Raw genomic sequence first — 17098 nt, forward strand, 5'->3', positions numbered from 1 at the left:
TCATCAAACTACAACAAACGACAAAATTAGTCTTTTTCTTCAATACAGCAAAGAAAAGAAGAAACAGCCTTCTTGGTACCCTTGAGTATTTAACGGATTTATCCAGTATATATTTTGAATTCAGATAGATATTTATGCACAAGAAACAAAGTGTTCCACTTTTCCTGGGGGTGTAACAGCTTAAATAAAAAAGAAGGGCTGCCCAATTTGAGTATTTGGACACCCCTTCCTTATTTATTACCTCTATTCTTAGTTTTCAATAGCCGCTTGTGCTGCCGCTACGCGCGCAATAGGCACACGGAAAGGAGAACAAGATACATAATTCAATCCGACCTTGTGGCAGAACTTCACAGAGGATGGCTCCCCACCGTGTTCCCCGCAAATACCACACTTCAAGTCCGGACGTACTGCACGGCCTTTATCTGTTGCCATACGAACCAACTGCCCTACTCCGTTTTGATCCAATACCTGGAATGGATCAAACTTCAGAATTTTCTTTTCCAAATAGATAGGCAAGAAAGAAGCGATATCGTCCCGAGAATACCCAAATGTCATCTGTGTCAAATCGTTTGTTCCAAAAGAGAAGAACTCGGCAGAAGAGGCAATGCGATCAGCCGTCAAAGCTGCACGCGGAATTTCAATCATTGTACCAATCTTATAAGCAATCTTTTCTCCCTTTTCTGCAAACAACTCATCCGCTGTACGACGGATAATCTTTTCCTGCTCCAGGAACTCATACAGAATACCAGTCAAAGGAACCATGATCTCCGGAATGGCTGTGACTCCTTCTTTTTTCAATTCCAAGGCAGCTCCCAAAATAGCTTTTGTCTGCATCTCTGTGATTTCGGGATAGGTATTTCCTAAGCGGCATCCACGGTGTCCTAACATCGGGTTGGATTCACAAAGCGCTTCCACTCGTTGACGAATAATTTCCATCGGCAATCCCATCGCTTTAGACATTTCCTGTTGCCCTTTTTCATCATGAGGCACGAACTCATGCAGGGGGGGGTCTAGTAAACGAACAGTCACCGGACATCCGTCCATGGCTTTGAATATACCTTTAAAGTCTTCTTTCTGATAAGGCAACAGTCTCTCCAAAGCCTTCTTACGGTCTTCCGTACTATCTGCCAGGATCATTTCGCGCATGGCAACGATTTTTTCTCCTTCAAAAAACATATGCTCCGTACGGCAAAGCCCGATGCCGCAAGCACCAAACTTACGAGCTACAGCAGCATCTTTAGGCGTATCCGCATTGGTACGTACCATCATTTTGGCATACTTCTCGGTCAGCGTCATCAACTCGTTGAAGTCACCGGTCACTTCCGCCTCCATTGTCTTTATCTTTCCATCATAGACTTCACCTGTAGTACCGTTGAGAGAGATGAAATCTCCTTCTTTAAAGATTTTACCGTCTACTTCTATCGTCTTATTTTTATAATCAATATTTAAACTTCCTGCACCGGAAACGCAACATTTACCCATACCCCGGGCAACAACAGCCGCATGTGAAGTCATTCCTCCACGGGCAGTAAGAATACCTTCCGCCACTGCCATACCTGCCAAATCCTCCGGTGATGTTTCAATACGTACCATTACCACCTTTTTACCGGCTTTATACCAGTCGGAAGCATCTTCAGCAAAGAAAACGATCTGCCCGGTAGCCGCACCAGGAGAAGCCGGTAAACCTTTCGCCAATACCTTGGCACTCTTCAAGGCCTCTTTGTCAAATACCGGGTGAAGCAATTCATCCAGTTTATTCGGCTCTATACGTAACAAAGTCGTTTTCTCATCGATCATACCCTGACGCAACAGATCCATAGCTATTTTGACCATGGCGGCACCTGTACGTTTACCATTACGCGTTTGCAGGAACCATAGTTTTCCCTCCTGCACGGTAAACTCCATATCTTGCATATCCCGGTAGTGATTCTCTAATTTTGTTTGGATAGCATCTAATTCTTTATAGATTTCCGGCATAGCTTCTTCCATGGAAGGATATTTCGTTCTTCGCTCTTCTTCTGACACATTGGCCAATTCAGCCCATTGCTGAGAACCATATCGGGTAATTTGCTGAGGGGTACGGATACCGGCAACCACATCTTCTCCTTGTGCATTGATCAGGTATTCTCCATTAAAAACATCTTCTCCATTACCGGCGTCCCGAGAGAAACAAACCCCTGTGGCTGAAGTATCTCCCATATTACCGAATACCATCGCCTGTACGTTTACAGCAGTACCCCATTCCGCCGGGATACCCTCCATTTTACGGTACAAGATTGCACGGTCGTTCATCCATGAATCAAAAACAGAGCATACAGCTCCCCATAATTGCTCATAAGCATCTGTCGGAAAATCCCTGCCGGTTTGTTCTTTCACGGCGGCTTTGAACTTACACACCAGGTTCTTTAAGTCATCTACTTCCAGTTGGTTATCCAGTTGAACGCCTTTTTCTTCTTTCACTTCTTCGATAATGGCTTCAAACGGATCTATATCTTCTTTATTCGTAGGCTTCATTCCTAAAACAACATCTCCGTACATTTGTACAAAACGGCGATAAGAATCCCAGGCAAAACGAGCATTTCCTGTTTTCCGGGTCATTCCTTCTACGACTTCGTCATTCAATCCCAGGTTCAGGATCGTATCCATCATACCCGGCATAGAAGCACGCGCACCGGAACGTACAGAAACTAACAAAGGGTTTTCTATATCACCGAACTTGGAGTTCATCAGTTGTTCCACATTGGCTATTGCTTTTTCTACATCAGCTTTTAACAATTCCACAACCTTATCTCTTCCCAATTCATAGTACTCGGTACAGACTTCGGTTGTGATTGTAAATCCCGGAGGAACCGGAACGCCAATTAAATTCATCTCGGCAAGGTTTGCTCCCTTGCCACCCAGCAGATTCTTCATTTCTGCTTTTCCTTCGGCTTCTCCATTACCAAAGGTGTAAACTCTCTTTTTCTCCATAATAATATACAATAGTGTTATTTGGTTACAATTTCCTATTTTGCTATGTCTAGATTGCAATGGTACAAATATATGTCATTTACGCATAGTGATAGAGAATTGGTCTGAAATAAATTTTGTGTTTTATAGCTATATATAGGTATTGGTATCAAGTAAATATGTACATTTGTGTGGCGAAATTTTTAAACACAAAAGCTTTGGCAAGAAAAAAGAAGCAATTACCCTTATTAGAAAAGGTTACAATCACAGGTGTAGCCGCCGAAGGAAAGGCTATTGCAAAAGTAGAAGAAAAGGTCATATTTGTTCCCTATGTAGCTCCTGGTGACATTGTAGATATTCAGCTGACACGTAAAAAAAACAGTTACGCGGAAGGTAAAGCCGTTTACTTTCATGCCTACTCCCCTACACGCACCGAACCCTTCTGCGAGCACTTTGGGATATGTGGTGGCTGCAAATGGCAGCACCTGCCTTATGACGAACAGTTGATGTATAAACAGAAACAAGTATTAGACAATCTGACCCGGATCGGAAAAATAGAAATGGAGGAAGTCCTACCTATCGTCGGTTCCGAACGGACCACTTTTTACCGCAATAAGCTGGAATATACTTTCTCAAATAAAAAATGGCTGACAGAAGAACAGATTAAGTCCGGAGCCACTTTCGATCAGATGAGCGGAGTGGGCTTTCATATTCCCGGAATGTTTGACAAGGTACTGGATATTAATAAATGTTGGCTTCAGGATGATATTTCCAACCGGATCCGCCTCTCCATCAAACACTTTTGCCTGACACAGGAAGGATATCCATTCTTTGACCTGCGCAACCAGGAAGGTTTTATGCGCACCTTAATGATTCGTACAACTTCCACAGGCGATCTCATGGTAGTGGTAGTTTTCTACCAAGAGGATAAAGAACGCCGTGAGGCTCTTCTTTCTCATCTGAAAGAAGAATTTCCGGAAATCACCTCTCTGCAATATGTTATCAATGGCAAATGCAATGATACCATTACAGACCAGGATATTATTCTTTTTGATGGAAAAGATCACATCATTGAAAAGATGGAAGGGCTCTCCTTTAAGATCGGTCCCAAATCTTTTTACCAAACAAACAGCGAACAGGCGTACAACCTATACAAAATAACCCGGGATTTTGCAGGACTAACTGGTAACGAACTGGTATACGACCTGTATACGGGAACAGGCACAATTGCCAACTTCGTAGCCGGTAAAGCCCAGAAAGTGATCGGAATCGAATATGTTCCAGAAGCGATAGAAGACGCCAAAGTTAATTCGGCCTTGAACCATATCGAAAACACTTTGTTCTTTGCCGGAGATATGAAAGACATACTGACGCAAGAGTTTATCTCATCACACGGCCGGCCGGATGTGATCATTACCGATCCTCCCCGTGCAGGTATGCATGAAGATGTAATCAACACTCTTCTTTTTGCCCAACCGAAACGCATTGTATATGTCAGTTGCAATCCAGCCACACAGGCGCGTGACTTGCAATTATTAGACGAACAATATGCCGTAAAAAAGGTACAGCCTGTCGATATGTTCCCTCACACACATCATGTAGAAAACGTAGTCTTATTAGAAAAAAGATCCTGATACATACATGTATAAACCATTCGTATCCCTCTTCTTTTTCCTCTTCTTTCTAACCGCCTGTTATGGCAATAGGAAAGAGAAAGAAGGATATGTTTCCAGGGATCTGACTCAACTGAGAGATTCAGGAGAGATAACAGCAGTAACCCTTTACAGTTCTACCTCTTATTTTCAATACAAGATGAGTGAGATGGGATACGAATACGACCTGATAAAGGACTTCGCAAACAGCCAGGGCTTAAAACTGAATATCAAAGTAGCAGAAAACAGCAATCGCCTGATTGAAATGCTGCTTGCCGGAGAAGCCGACGTAGTCGCCTACCCCATGCATAACACCAGTTTATCCAAACAGGATGTTCTTTTCTGTGGGATAGAAACCCTCTCTTCCCAGGTATTGATTCAACGGGCAAATCGGGGGGATAAAATCATAAAGGATGTAACTCAACTAATTGATAAAGAGGTGTATGTTAATGCATCCACCCGTTATGCCCAGCGTTTGAACAACCTAAACGAAGAACTGGGGGGAGGTATTCATATCAAATATATCCAGAAGGATACGGTAACAACAGAGGACCTGATAGAGATGGTCTCTTTAGGTGAAATACCTTATACCATAAGCGACGACAATACAGCACGGCTGAACAAAACCTATTATTGGAATATCCATGTAAGCCTGCCTGTCAGCTTCGTTCAACGATCTTCCTGGATTGTAAGAAAGAATAGTCCGGAATTGGCAGCAGCAATTGATAACTGGGCTTCCGATAGAAAAGGTAAACAAAGCTACAAAGCTGTGGTTAAACGTTATTTCGAACTAAGCAAACAACCTATCGAATCCACAATTCCCCCAATAGAAAATGGACACATATCCCCTTATGATGCTTTGTTCAAAAAATATGCCCCTCTTTTAGGTTGGGACTGGCAACTATTAGCCTCCATAGCCTACCAGGAATCTCATTTCAATCCGAATGCCGTCTCCTGGGCTGGTGCAGAAGGGCTGATGGGGATTATGCCCGGAACTGCAAGGGCTTTGGGGGTAACTCCACATGAACTAAAAAATCCGGAAATAGGAGTTCGTACCGGTGTCGAGTGCTTGCGCCGTTTCCGACAAGGTTTTTCCGAAGTAGAAGACGCAACCGAACTTATAAAACTAACCCTGGCTTCTTACAATGCCGGTATCGGACATATTTATGATGCCCAGCGCCTTGCTGAAAAATACGGAAAAGACCCAACAGTATGGGAGGATAATGTCAACGAGTATGTTCGGTTAAAAAGAGACCCGGAATATTACAATGACCCGGTCTGCAAACATGGATACCTGCGTGGAACAGAGACATTCAACTATGTCCATGAAGTCATGAAGCGATACGCCTACTACAAATCAAAAACTTCCAATTAACCTCTCTCCTTCACCCTCTTCCAATCATGCCTGTATAAAGAATAAAAAGCAACGAACAATTGCCTGTTCACAAGAAATACCTACCTTTGGTTGCATTAAACCAAAAAGACACAATATGTTTGCGAAAGAAACTTACATGGCCCGCAGGGCTAAACTAAAACAAACAATGGGGTCCGGACTTTTACTTTTTATAGGTAATGATGAATCCGGAATGAATTATGCGGATAATACATATCATTTCCGCCAGGACTCTACTTTCCTCTATTTTTTCGGCTTGCCCTATGCCGGACTATCCGCTATCATTGATATTGATAACAACCGGGAAATTATTTTTGGAGATGAACTCACGATCGATGCTATCGTATGGATGGGAACACAACCCACCTTGAAAGAAAAGAGCGAACGGGCAGGTCTCACAGAGGTACGTCCTTTCAAAGAAATTGAAACCTACCTGAAAGAGGCCCAGCAAAAAAAGCAGGCAATCCACTATCTGCCTACTTATCGTGCCGAACATCAACTAAAATTACAAAATTGGTTGGGCATTTATCCAGGAACAGAAAAGCCATCTGTTCCTTTTATCTATGGAGTAGTAAATCAACGCAACTATAAAAGCGAAGAAGAAATTGCTGAAATAGAAAAAGCTTGTATTGTTACAGCCGATATGCACCTGACAGCTATGCGTATGGTACGCCCGGGTATTCGTGAAAGCGAAGTGGCAGCAGCCGTGGCTGAAGTCGCTTATGCAAATGATTATCAGCTGTCTTTCCCTATCATTGCCACCATCAATGGACAGACATTACACAATCATTATCATGGAAATATGATAAAGAGCGGCGACATGCTCTTATTGGATGCAGGGGCTGAAACTGAAATGGGATACGCAGGTGATATGTCTTCGACTATTCCCGCTGACTCCACCTTTACGTCCCGCCAGAAAGATATATACGACATCTCTGTAGCTGCTCACGAAGCCGCTGTAGCTGCTCTTCGCCCGGGTGTTCTGTTTGAGGATGTATACGACAAATCCTTGACTGTCATCATGGAAGGCTTGAAAGAGTTTGGCTTTGTCAAAGGAGACCCTCAAGAAGCAGTAAAGGCCGGAGCTGCCGCACTGTTTATGCCTTGTGGGTTAGGACATATGATGGGCCTTGATGTTCATGATATGGAAAACCTAGGAGAAGTATATGTAGGCTATAATGGCCGAGCAAAAAGCACACAGTTCGGACGAAAATCGCTTCGTCTGGGGCGCAACCTGGAACCTGGCTTTGTATTAACCATTGAACCAGGTATATATTTCATCCCTGAACTGATTGACTTATGGAGAAAAGAAAATAAATTCTCTGAATTTATTAATTATGAAAAAGTGGCTACCTATAAAGATTTCAGTGGTATCCGCAACGAAGAAGATTATCTGATAACAGAGAAAGGCGCCCGCCTTTTAGGTAAAAAAATACCTATTCGTACGGAAGAAGTAGAGTCCTTACGCTAATTATCTTTTTATAATAAACAACCAAAGGTTGAATAAGAAAGGGTGAATAAAAACCACCCTTCTTATTCAACCTTTTCATTTATAAAGACAGTATTATTCATTATTCCTTCTTCTCATTTCCTACATCCGGATTTTCAAAAAGCAAAAAAAGCAAACATCTATCATTTTAAACCATGTGAAAGGATGATACTTTTAACACCTATCAAGTATGGATACAGAAAGGCCTTTATATTATATGCAAAGAAAAGTCAAAATACACATATTTATCTATAAATCAATCGCTTAAACACTAAAATCAAGAGCAAACTCATTAACCAAATAGCTCAATCCATCCAAACAGAAGATATTTTTACACCTCTTTTGTTTATGGTTAACTTTCATTAACCGCTAATAATAAACCATTTAACACCCTATGTGTTTTGTATATACAGACGTCGAAATATAAATAATATAAAACACAAACATCATGGAAGATAAAACAAACAAATCAATAAACAGAGGAAAGAAAAAAGCTTTTCTTATCCTTACACTGATAGGTCTTCTTTTTTTTCAACCGAGTTTTGCTAAAGAAATCATAACCATTCATTCCGGAAAAATAGAAATTACCTTCTTTGATACCAGAGACCAAGGCATGATCCCCTACAGTTATAATTTACAAGATTGGCCTGCTCCGGCAAAAGAGGCTGTTATTGAAGCGTTCAATATTGTAGAACAATCACTTGTTCTAACCAATAAAATGTCTGTCTCTGCTATATGGTCCGCCGACCTGGCTGCTTACAATACCATTGCTGAAGCATACAGCAGCTTTGTAGACGTTACACACATTCAAAACGTAAACAACCTGGACAACCGGTACAAATACCCTCAGGAATTGATCAACCAATTGATGGGTGGAACTAGATACGCCGGCAACAACATCACTATGGCGTTTAACTCCACAAAAGATTGGTGTTTTTCTAAACACGAAACACCCAGATACAACCAGCAAGACCTTATAACCGTAACCCTGCATGAATTGGCCCATGGTTTTGGTATCAGCAGCTATCAGACAAAGAAAAAAGAGACCAAACCTTATATTTACGATAAATACATTGTAGATAGTAACGGACATCAGCTAAGTGACAAGACTTCTAAATCATTAACCAATAATAGTTTGTATTATATAGGACCCAATATTCTGAAAATGAATAACGGAGAACCCTTGAAACTACATGCACCGGAAAATTTTACATCAGCAAGTATTTGTCACTTCGACAGAATTTATACCAATGATGAAAACGGTAGATTATTAATCCCTGGCACCTCTTTTGGTATAAGTACAAGGTTCTTTGGTGATTACGCCTTGGCTATTTTTGAAGATATAGGCTGGACTGTGAAAAATTCGGCAAGATTAAATATGGTATCTAATGAAAATATCCATCTCGACGATGTGAGAGTATACACCACGGCTGGTACAATTCATATCGAAAACCCGAACTATGACAATCTATCCATAGTCATATACACTATGGATGGAAAATTAGTGAAAAAAGAAATAATCAACAATTCTGAATCATACATTGTCAGCCCACATACTGTCTATGTTGTCAGGATAGCAAATAAAACATTCAAAATACGCACCTAAACTTCAATACAACCCCAAATGACTCAAAAGTCTGTTTTTTTTCAAAAACAGACTTTTTTTTGAAAGAGCCCTTAAAACGCTTCTAATAGTTCCATGACTGATAATTTTCAATCCCTCCCTGTTTCAATAACAGTAAATCCCTATTATACGTGATAGGTTTACCACCTATTCAGTAATACTCTTATAAATAAAAAGAAGGTTACAATTTTCCTTTCCCCTTATGTCCCTTTTCTGGCGTATATTTTCACTGACTTTACATACAAACACATAGGTATTCCTATCATTTCGATAAACATTTCCTTTCTGCCCCGTATTTCCTAGAAAGACATGCGGGTATGAACAAAAAAAACGAATAATCGAATGCTTCATTCACTGAAAATAAAATTGCTGACATATGTCGGCACAATTGCCGATAATCGTCGGCAATTGTGCTGATAATTATCAGCAATTGTGCTGACGATCGTCAGCAATTCCTTTACTCATCTAATTTGACTGAGAATAGCCGCTATTAGGCATAAAAAAAGCCCGCTTTATATAAAAGCAGGCTTTTGTGTCATGTAAATTTTAATTTAATCGATTCAATACTTCTGTCAGTTTGCCGGGTAAAAGATTAGAAGCAACAATTACACCCTGGTCATCAATAAGATAGCTACCGAATCCTTTCTTTAAACGATACTCCTTATACACCTCTGACACTTTCCCTAATTCTTCATGAAACTGTGTTGTTTCATCTAATCCATCATTTTTGATTGTTTCCGAAAAAACCGATTTTTTCTCATCAAAAGAAACAGAATAAACCACAATTTCATTCGAGCCGAATTGGTTAATCTCATTCATTAATTGCACATTACGGGCGCGTGACTCGGCATCATAAGCTGCCCAAAAGTTCAACAAAATGTAATGCCCTGAATGTTTTTGGAAACTAAAACTCTTTTCGTTTCCTAAAGACTTTATTCTCGGAGCGATATCTCCAGGGTTTAACCCCTTTACAGGTCTCGCTTCTTTTGATCCGAAAGACATGAATAACATGGCAATCGAAGCAATGAGAACATAAGTTCTTACTCTCATAATGTCATATTTACGTTAGACTTGATCAGAAAAAAAGAAAATCGAAATGAAATACATTCCATTATTTCAAACTTCATCTTATTCTCTGACTCCTGATTTTCAGGAAATACAGCAAGAACGTCGTCCTTCTCTAAGGACTTCTTTCTCCTGTTAAACGGCTGCAAATATAAGAAGAAAATACCCCAACATCCAAAGCCTTCTATAATTATATGTTGATTTTCAAGCTTTTTTATATTTTCATCTCATAAAAGAAATAAAAATTAACCTGTTTTAAAACATAAAAAATAAGGAGAAGCCTCCCCCTTATTCTTCCAAAGGAGGCGGCAAAGGAACCCCTACTTTGATAAATTCGTCATAAACCACCTGGGGATGTTTTTTAGGAACAAAGTCCGCCTCTTTCTTTTTCCGCTCATCGCCTAATGCAGGACTCTTCAACTTCCGGCTTTCGGTGCTGTACTTGAATAGGGTCTCTTTTCCTTTATCCAGTAAAACACTGTTAGACACTTCGGCATTCAGGAAATTCTCTTTAGGAGTCAACCTCGGTAACAACTTCTGTTCCAATAACCCACGATAAGCGCCGGTATATTCACACCATACCGTTCCTCCCTGCTGATATATACGGTACGTAAAATTAGACCAGGCCGTTTTAATATGCACTTCATATTTCCAAATTTCCACCAAAGCTTCTGATTCAAAATAAGGATCTTTAATAGATATACGTTTAAAGTGTTCTTTTTCTTCAAGAACCAATGACAGCCATTTATCAGAACACAGTATTTCTGTGACAATATCAGGCAATTTTTCTTTAATTTCAAATTGTATTCGCATAGTTATCTGCCTGCCCGTCAGGACTTATTAAGGTTCCAGGTTCTTATTAAACAATAATCAAGGTCGTATAAAGCAAATATATAAATTTGTTTATTATTTTCTACATTTTAAATACAAGTTATATACCTTTGTGGAAAATTTAACATAAGATGGAAGCAAAAGACGAAATTATACTAATAAATATAAATGGAACCGACCGACCAGGCGTAACTGCCACCTTAACAGAAATCTTAGCCAAAAACAATGCTGTCATTTTAGATATCGGACAAGCAGATATTCATAGCCATTTATCGTTAGGTATTATGTTTCAATGCACTGCAGGTAATTCGGGAAACATACTAAAAGAACTTCTTTTCAAGAGTTATGAATTAGATGTGGCTATTCGCTTCAGCCCTATTTCGGAAAAAGATTATAATCTATGGGTAAGTATGCAAGGTAAAAACCGGTATATCATTACTATTTTAGGGCGCAAACTTACGGCCAAACAAATTGCCGGTGTTTCACGCATTGTCGCTGAACAAGGGATGAATATAGATGATATCAAACGCTTAACCGGCCGTATAGCCCTGGAAGAGAGCGAACGCTCTCCCAAAGCCAGTGTTGAATTCTCCGTAAGGGGTACCCCGCTAAACAAAGAAAAGATGAAGGCCGAATTTATGCGTCTTTCTGCTGAACAGGAAATGGATATTTCTTTTCAGGAAGAGAGTATGTTCCGACGCATGCGCCGGCTTATTTGTTTCGATATGGATTCGACATTGATTGACACCGAAGTGATCGATGAATTAGCCATACGTGCCGGTGTGGGAGAAGAAGTCAAAAAAATCACCGAAGCAGCGATGCGTGGTGAGATTGATTTTGCGGAGAGCTTCCGGCAACGCTGTAGCTTATTGAAAGGTCTGGATGTCTCTGTCATGCAAGAGATTGCTGAGAATCTGCCTATAACCGAAGGCGTAGACCGCCTGATGTCGGTATTGAAAAAAGTAGGATTTAAGATAGCTATTCTCTCCGGAGGATTTTCTTATTTCGGTAACTACCTGAAAAAGAAATACAATATCGACTATGTATACGCCAACGAACTGGAAGTGGTAGACGGAAAACTGACTGGCAACTATGTAGGAGATATAGTAGATGGAAAAAGAAAAGCCGAATTACTACGTCTGATAGCACAAGTTGAAAAAGTGGATATCCGCCAGACGGTGGCTGTTGGTGACGGTGCCAATGACCTTCCCATGATCAGTATAGCCGGTTTAGGGATCGCCTTCCACGCCAAACCCAAGGTAAAAGAAACAGCTAAGCAATCCATTTCAACCATTGGATTGGATGGTATATTATATTTTTTGGGGTATAAAGACTCCTATCTTGAAGATGAGAATATATATTAATAAAATAACATTTTACTTATGATCAGACACATTGTAATGTTCAAGCTCACAGAGTTCAACAGCTCTATTGAGAAACAAATGAAAATGCAGGAAATAAAAGAAAATCTGGAAGCATTGATCGATACAATCGATTGTTTACGATTTATTCAAGTCGACTTCAATATGAACCCTGAAGAAACATGGGATCTTATCCTCACAACCGAATTGGATACATTGGCCGATGTTAAAACCTATGCTACGCATCCGGCACATGTCGCTGTATCCAAAGAAATTATAGCCCCCGTAAAAGCAGATAGGGCTTGTGTCGATTATGAATTTTAAACAACATGAAAGAATTTGATCCAGAAGCCCGGATAAAACAGGCAGTAGAGAATTTTGAATCCGGATATAATTGTGCCCAGGCTATATTTCTTGCCTATTGTGACCTCTTTGACATAGATCAAAAAACCGGCAGTATGATGAGTGTTTCTTTTGGAGGGGGCTTAGGACGTATGCGTGAGGTGTGTGGAACTGTTAGTGCAATGGCAATGCTGGCAGGCTTCAAATACCCTGTACCTGATACCACCGACCTGAATGCTCGTACCCGTAATTATGCCATGGTACAAAAAATGGCTGATCTGTTCAAGGAAAAACACGAAACGATTATTTGTAAAAATATCCTGAAAAGAAAACCGGAAGTAAACAAGGCTACACCGGAAGCCCGTACACCGGCATATTATTCCAGTAGGCCTTGCACACGGCTTGTTGCAGATGCTGCTGATATTACCAATAAAATGTTATCAGGCGAGTTGGACTAAGGATCAAGCTAATAGCCGAATTTGAGTAACATAACCCAAGCTTTGTATTTCAGAGAATAGTACACTATAAGCTGATTTTTGTTTTACATTTACTTTGTATGTAATAACAGACTGCTGTTTTTCGTAATCATTTTCATAAGAAAAACTGACTATATAGATATTTTTATCTTCCACGATCTTGCGTATCTTCTTTAATTCGGGAGCGGAAGTAGAGCATGTTATCACCAAAATTTTATTGACCCCATCAAGAAACATACGTTTTTCCAGCTTTTCCATAGAAAGCAAAACAAACAAAGCGGCAAAAGTGGTTATGATAGCGGCACCATACATCCCGGAGCCAACAGCTAGTCCAATGACTGCAATTACCCAAATGCATGCCGCTGTTGTCAGGCCTTGTACACTCCCTTTGCTCTGGATAATAGCCCCAGCACCCAAAAAGCCGATTCCGGTCAATACTTGTGCAGCAATACGCCCCGGATCCCCATTCAAAAAATTCGGATATATCTGAGGAATCCAGATAGAAATAAGCATGGCTGCGGTAGAACCCATACATATCAAAGAAAATGTACGCATTCCCGCATCTCTTCTACGCAGTTGCCTTTCCACCCCGATTATAGCGCCCAATATAAAGCTAATACCTAATCGTACGGCAGCAGTATAAAGAGTAATTTCTGTACTTTCCAATATAATTATCAACTCTTCCAACATAACACTTGTTTTATTTGCAAATATAGTAAAAGCCGAGCGCAGAGCCAAACTCATTTGAATTATGCCAAGGCGCATCCTATATTCTATAAATATAAGAAATAACCTGAAAATCAGAAGAAATATAGGTGGTATTCCTATCAACAGATGGGAATATACATTCATGTGAAACAAATAAATTTACAATTACATAAAAAAATGGTACCTTTGATTTTCATATAATGCTTGATACTAATAAAACAAATGATGAAAATAATAACCTACAATGTCAATGGCCTGCGTGCTGCAATTGGTAAAGAATTCCCTACCTGGTTAAAGGAAGAACTTCCGGATGTATTGTGTTTGCAAGAAACCAAATTACAACCGGATCAGTTTCCTTCTGAAGTATTTGAAGAGATTGGCTATAAAAGTTATCTGTTCTGTGCACAGAAAAAAGGATATAGCGGAGTTGCTATCCTTAGCCGGCGCGAACCGGATCATGTTGAATATGGGATGGGGATTGAAAAATATGATCAGGAAGGACGCTTCATACGCGCAGACTATGGGGATATATCCATCATCAGTGTGTATCATCCTTCCGGTACCAGTGGAGAAGAAAGACAAAGTTTCAAGATGGAGTGGCTGGAGGCATTCCAAACCTATGTATTAGCACTTCAAAAAACAAGACCTAAACTCATTTTGTGCGGTGATTATAATATATGTCATGAAGCAATAGATATCCACGATCCGATACGCAATGCCAAAAACAGCGGATTCCTTCCTGAAGAACGGGAATGGATGACTCGCTTTTTATCTGCAGGATTTATAGATACTTTCCGCCTATTAAATCCGGAGAAAAAAGAATATACCTGGTGGAGTTACCGCTTTAATGCTAGGAAAAACAATAAAGGGTGGAGATTGGACTATTGTATGGCTAGCGAAAACCTGCTGTCAATGATTGAAAATGCCTATATCTTAAATGAGATTGTACATTCCGATCATTGCCCGGCAGTATTGACGCTGAAACCCTAAAGAAAGAAGCCCTCAGACTAACAATCGAGGGCTCCCACCAATTGATCGACAGATTGAAATCCATGTCGGTCACAATACGCATTCAAACCATCAATCACCTGGATGGAAATAGTCGGATCTACAAAATTGTAGGTACCGATCTGTATAGCTGTAGCCCCTGCCAAGAGAAATTCTACAGCATCCTGCCAGGAAGCAATGCCTCCTAAACCGATGATAGGTATTTGAACAGCCTTAAATGTTTGCCATACCATACGCAGAGCTACCGGCTTCACACAAGGACCAGAAAGGCCTCCGGTGACGGTTGATAAAACTGGTTTTCGTTTTTCCACATCAATGGCCATTCCCAATAAGGTGTTGATAAGAGATACTGAATCAGCCCCTTCCGCTTCTACTGCACGGGCTATTTCCGTGATATCCGTAACATTCGGTGATAATTTAACAATCAACGTTTTAGGATATACCTTACGAACAGCCCGTACCACTTCCGAAGCTCCGGCACATGTCACGCCAAAAGCCATCCCTCCTTGTTTCACATTGGGGCAAGATATATTCAATTCAATAGCAGGAATATTCTGCAAACCGGCAATCTTTTCAGCACAAGCCACATAACTATCTACGGAAGAACCACTTACGTTTACAATCATATTTGTATCCAAATCTTTGATTTCCGGATAAATATGTTCTATAAAGTAATCAGCCCCTTTGTTTTGAAGACCAACAGCATTCAACATACCCGAAGGCGTTTCAGCCATTCTGGGATAGTTATTTCCTTCTCGTAACTCATGGGTCGTTCCTTTGACGAAAATACCCCCTAATCGCTCTATATCAATAAAATCAGCGTACTCCGTACCATATCCAAAAGTACCGGAAGCTGTCATCACCGGATTTTTCAGGTGAAGATCTCCTATATTTACATTTAATTTAGCCATGATAATTTATCAATATTAAAGACAGGCCCCTCGGTACATACGCATACATTGTGATTTTCTTTCGTCTTTTCCACACAACATAGACAAGCACCTATACCACAGGCCATCGTATTTTCTAATGAGACTTCACAAGCGATCGAATTCGCAGCCGCAAATCTTGCCACGGCAACCATCATCGGTTTGGGACCGCATGTATATATAAAGTCAAAAGATTCATTTTTTAGTACAGAATGATTCGTTACATATCCTGATTCTCCGGTAGAACCATCTTCGGTAGTAATAAAAACAGCTCCTAACTGCTTAAACGCATCCAACTGCATGAGATCAGCTTCCGAACGGGCACCCAATAAAAAATAAGGCTCAAAGCCTTCTTTTTTCAGACACCAACCCATATAAAGCAATGGAGCTGTACCTACACCACCACCTACTAACAAGAATTTCTTTTTATTGGATTGTTTATCCGGCATGGTAAAACCGTTACCTAATGGAAGCATAACATTAACTGTTTCTCCCGGACGATAAGTCGCCATTTTTCTTGTCCCGTCTCCGATAAGCTGAACAAGCAACCATAATTCATTCTTATTCCGATCTACAAAGTTTATAGAGATCGGCCTACGAAGAAATGTCGTAGGGGAGTTATCTACACGAACTTCGACAAATTGACCGGGAAGCATTTCCGGTAAAAGCTCATCGGTAGTTAATTTTAATAGACAGTAATTGGGATGAAGACGGTTGTTTTCCGTCACTTTCATATCTAAAATATACTTCTTCATACAAAATTGCTATTTCCGTACAAAGATACAGCATTAAGCCGGTATTTATATTATTCTTTCTTGCTTTTCTCCGGTATAAAGGTCTCCAGGCTATCATCTGAATAAATAACCATTATTTTCGTGATTTTCTTAGGAGGCTTTTCCTTGATTATAACTTGCTCTGTATTTGCTTGTTTCGTCCAATTAGGGGGTGGGTTTAATTCATTTTCCTTGCGATATTCAGGGACAGACGTACTTTCTTCCGAAAATAGAGCAGCAGTAGAGAATAAATCCAACTCTTCAATGCCTCTTTTGCCTCTTATCATTTCCCCTTTTCCAAAAAGCAACCAATCCGAGTCTATTTTAGGGAAACGTTGAAGTATCTTCGATATAACATCCAAACTAGGATTATTCCTTCCCGATATTATATGAGACATAGCTGCTCTTTGAATACCTATAGCCTCTGCAAACTTGGAAGAAGTCATTCCTTCTCTCTCCATAACCTTAATGATCCGATCTTTCATCTGCTTTTATTGT

Annotated in this window: 15 protein-coding genes; 8 read left to right on the plus strand and 7 right to left on the minus strand. The window is 40.3% G+C overall.

Annotation, left to right across the window (positions count from 1 at the left end):
• Positions 1–249 precede the first annotated feature (249 nt).
• Entirely contained in the window at positions 250–2970 is a 2721-nt protein-coding gene (gene ppdK, locus D0T51_RS00510; RefSeq protein ID WP_163723828.1) for a pyruvate, phosphate dikinase, read from the minus strand.
• A 197-nt stretch (positions 2971–3167) separates the two neighbouring features.
• Here ppdK and rlmD point away from each other — a divergent pair, with 197 nt between their 5' ends.
• The 4 genes from rlmD to D0T51_RS00530 all read left to right on the plus strand — a co-directional run bounded on the left by rlmD (position 3168) and on the right by D0T51_RS00530 (position 9089).
• Entirely contained in the window at positions 3168–4583 is a 1416-nt protein-coding gene (rlmD, locus tag D0T51_RS00515) for a 23S rRNA (uracil(1939)-C(5))-methyltransferase RlmD (RefSeq protein WP_163723830.1), read from the plus strand.
• A gap of 7 nt (positions 4584–4590) precedes the next feature.
• Positions 4591–5976, plus strand: a complete 1386-nt coding sequence (locus D0T51_RS00520) for a transglycosylase SLT domain-containing protein (protein WP_163723832.1) — start codon at positions 4591–4593, stop codon at positions 5974–5976.
• A 115-nt stretch (positions 5977–6091) separates the two neighbouring features.
• Positions 6092–7465, plus strand: a complete 1374-nt coding sequence (locus tag D0T51_RS00525; RefSeq protein WP_163723834.1) for an aminopeptidase P family protein — start codon at positions 6092–6094, stop codon at positions 7463–7465.
• Between the two features lie 466 nt (positions 7466–7931).
• A complete protein-coding gene (locus D0T51_RS00530) occupies positions 7932–9089 on the plus strand; it encodes a T9SS type A sorting domain-containing protein (RefSeq protein ID WP_163723836.1) in 1158 nt (385 codons plus the stop codon).
• A 564-nt stretch (positions 9090–9653) separates the two neighbouring features.
• On the opposite strand, the gene D0T51_RS00535 is transcribed toward D0T51_RS00530, so the two are convergent.
• Together D0T51_RS00535 and D0T51_RS00540 are read right to left on the minus strand one after the other, a co-directional pair.
• Positions 9654–10157, minus strand: a complete 504-nt coding sequence (locus D0T51_RS00535; RefSeq protein ID WP_163723838.1) for a thioredoxin-like domain-containing protein — start codon at positions 10155–10157, stop codon at positions 9654–9656.
• 303 nt (positions 10158–10460) lie between these two features.
• Positions 10461–10985 (minus strand): hypothetical protein, encoded by a 525-nt coding sequence (locus D0T51_RS00540; protein WP_163723840.1) that lies wholly within the window; start codon positions 10983–10985, stop codon positions 10461–10463.
• A 149-nt stretch (positions 10986–11134) separates the two neighbouring features.
• On the opposite strand from D0T51_RS00540, the gene serB reads away from it, so the two are divergent.
• Genes serB through D0T51_RS00555 form a run of 3 tightly spaced genes read left to right on the plus strand, consistent with a single transcriptional unit; the run spans position 11135 to position 13164 of the window.
• Complete coding sequence (serB, locus tag D0T51_RS00545; protein WP_163723842.1) at positions 11135–12367, plus strand: phosphoserine phosphatase SerB; 1233 nt, start codon at positions 11135–11137, stop codon at positions 12365–12367.
• A gap of 18 nt (positions 12368–12385) precedes the next feature.
• A complete protein-coding gene (locus tag D0T51_RS00550) occupies positions 12386–12688 on the plus strand; it encodes a Dabb family protein (RefSeq protein ID WP_163723845.1) in 303 nt (100 codons plus the stop codon).
• A gap of 5 nt (positions 12689–12693) precedes the next feature.
• Entirely contained in the window at positions 12694–13164 is a 471-nt protein-coding gene (locus D0T51_RS00555; protein ID WP_163723847.1) for a C-GCAxxG-C-C family protein, read from the plus strand.
• Between the two features lie 3 nt (positions 13165–13167).
• Here D0T51_RS00555 and D0T51_RS00560 read toward each other — a convergent pair whose 3' ends face one another.
• Positions 13168–13872, minus strand: coding sequence for an MgtC/SapB family protein (locus tag D0T51_RS00560; protein WP_163723849.1), 705 nt, complete (start codon positions 13870–13872; stop codon positions 13168–13170).
• Between the two features lie 243 nt (positions 13873–14115).
• Here D0T51_RS00560 and D0T51_RS00565 point away from each other — a divergent pair, with 243 nt between their 5' ends.
• Positions 14116–14880 (plus strand): exodeoxyribonuclease III, encoded by a 765-nt coding sequence (locus tag D0T51_RS00565; protein ID WP_163724595.1) that lies wholly within the window; start codon positions 14116–14118, stop codon positions 14878–14880.
• A 17-nt stretch (positions 14881–14897) separates the two neighbouring features.
• Here D0T51_RS00565 and D0T51_RS00570 read toward each other — a convergent pair whose 3' ends face one another.
• From D0T51_RS00570 to D0T51_RS00580, 3 genes are read right to left on the minus strand one after another with little or no spacing between them, the layout of a single operon-like run.
• Positions 14898–15809 (minus strand): dihydroorotate dehydrogenase, encoded by a 912-nt coding sequence (locus tag D0T51_RS00570; protein WP_163723851.1) that lies wholly within the window; start codon positions 15807–15809, stop codon positions 14898–14900.
• Complete coding sequence (locus tag D0T51_RS00575; protein ID WP_163723853.1) at positions 15797–16582, minus strand: dihydroorotate dehydrogenase electron transfer subunit; 786 nt, start codon at positions 16580–16582, stop codon at positions 15797–15799. The genes D0T51_RS00570 and D0T51_RS00575 overlap by 13 nt, the downstream gene beginning before the upstream one ends.
• Before the next feature lie 50 nt (positions 16583–16632).
• Positions 16633–17085 carry a helix-turn-helix transcriptional regulator gene (locus D0T51_RS00580; protein ID WP_163723855.1) on the minus strand — a complete coding sequence of 151 codons (453 nt, stop codon included), beginning with the start codon at positions 17083–17085 and terminating at the stop codon, positions 16633–16635.
• Between the last annotated feature and the right edge of the window lie 13 nt (positions 17086–17098).

Origin of the sequence: Parabacteroides sp. 52, from assembly GCF_010500925.1 — a bacterium.
Lineage (GTDB): Bacteria > Bacteroidota > Bacteroidia > Bacteroidales > Tannerellaceae > QVMG01.

What these genes read in the sequence shown, in the direction of transcription:
- ppdK (WP_163723828.1), bottom strand. Translation starts at nt 2,970, where the DNA reads ATGGAGAAAAAGAGAGTTTACACCTTTGGTAATGGAGAAGCCGAAGGA.
- D0T51_RS00520 (WP_163723832.1), top strand. Translation starts at nt 4,591, where the DNA reads ATGTATAAACCATTCGTATCCCTCTTCTTTTTCCTCTTCTTTCTAACC.
- D0T51_RS00525 (WP_163723834.1), top strand. Translation starts at nt 6,092, where the DNA reads ATGTTTGCGAAAGAAACTTACATGGCCCGCAGGGCTAAACTAAAACAA.
- D0T51_RS00530 (WP_163723836.1), top strand. Translation starts at nt 7,932, where the DNA reads ATGGAAGATAAAACAAACAAATCAATAAACAGAGGAAAGAAAAAAGCT.
- D0T51_RS00535 (WP_163723838.1), bottom strand. Translation starts at nt 10,157, where the DNA reads ATGAGAGTAAGAACTTATGTTCTCATTGCTTCGATTGCCATGTTATTC.
- D0T51_RS00540 (WP_163723840.1), bottom strand. Translation starts at nt 10,985, where the DNA reads ATGCGAATACAATTTGAAATTAAAGAAAAATTGCCTGATATTGTCACA.
- serB (WP_163723842.1), top strand. Translation starts at nt 11,135, where the DNA reads ATGGAAGCAAAAGACGAAATTATACTAATAAATATAAATGGAACCGAC.
- D0T51_RS00550 (WP_163723845.1), top strand. Translation starts at nt 12,386, where the DNA reads ATGATCAGACACATTGTAATGTTCAAGCTCACAGAGTTCAACAGCTCT.
- D0T51_RS00555 (WP_163723847.1), top strand. Translation starts at nt 12,694, where the DNA reads ATGAAAGAATTTGATCCAGAAGCCCGGATAAAACAGGCAGTAGAGAAT.
- D0T51_RS00560 (WP_163723849.1), bottom strand. Translation starts at nt 13,872, where the DNA reads ATGTTGGAAGAGTTGATAATTATATTGGAAAGTACAGAAATTACTCTT.
- D0T51_RS00565 (WP_163724595.1), top strand. Translation starts at nt 14,116, where the DNA reads ATGAAAATAATAACCTACAATGTCAATGGCCTGCGTGCTGCAATTGGT.
- D0T51_RS00570 (WP_163723851.1), bottom strand. Translation starts at nt 15,809, where the DNA reads ATGGCTAAATTAAATGTAAATATAGGAGATCTTCACCTGAAAAATCCG.
- D0T51_RS00575 (WP_163723853.1), bottom strand. Translation starts at nt 16,582, where the DNA reads ATGAAGAAGTATATTTTAGATATGAAAGTGACGGAAAACAACCGTCTT.
- D0T51_RS00580 (WP_163723855.1), bottom strand. Translation starts at nt 17,085, where the DNA reads ATGAAAGATCGGATCATTAAGGTTATGGAGAGAGAAGGAATGACTTCT.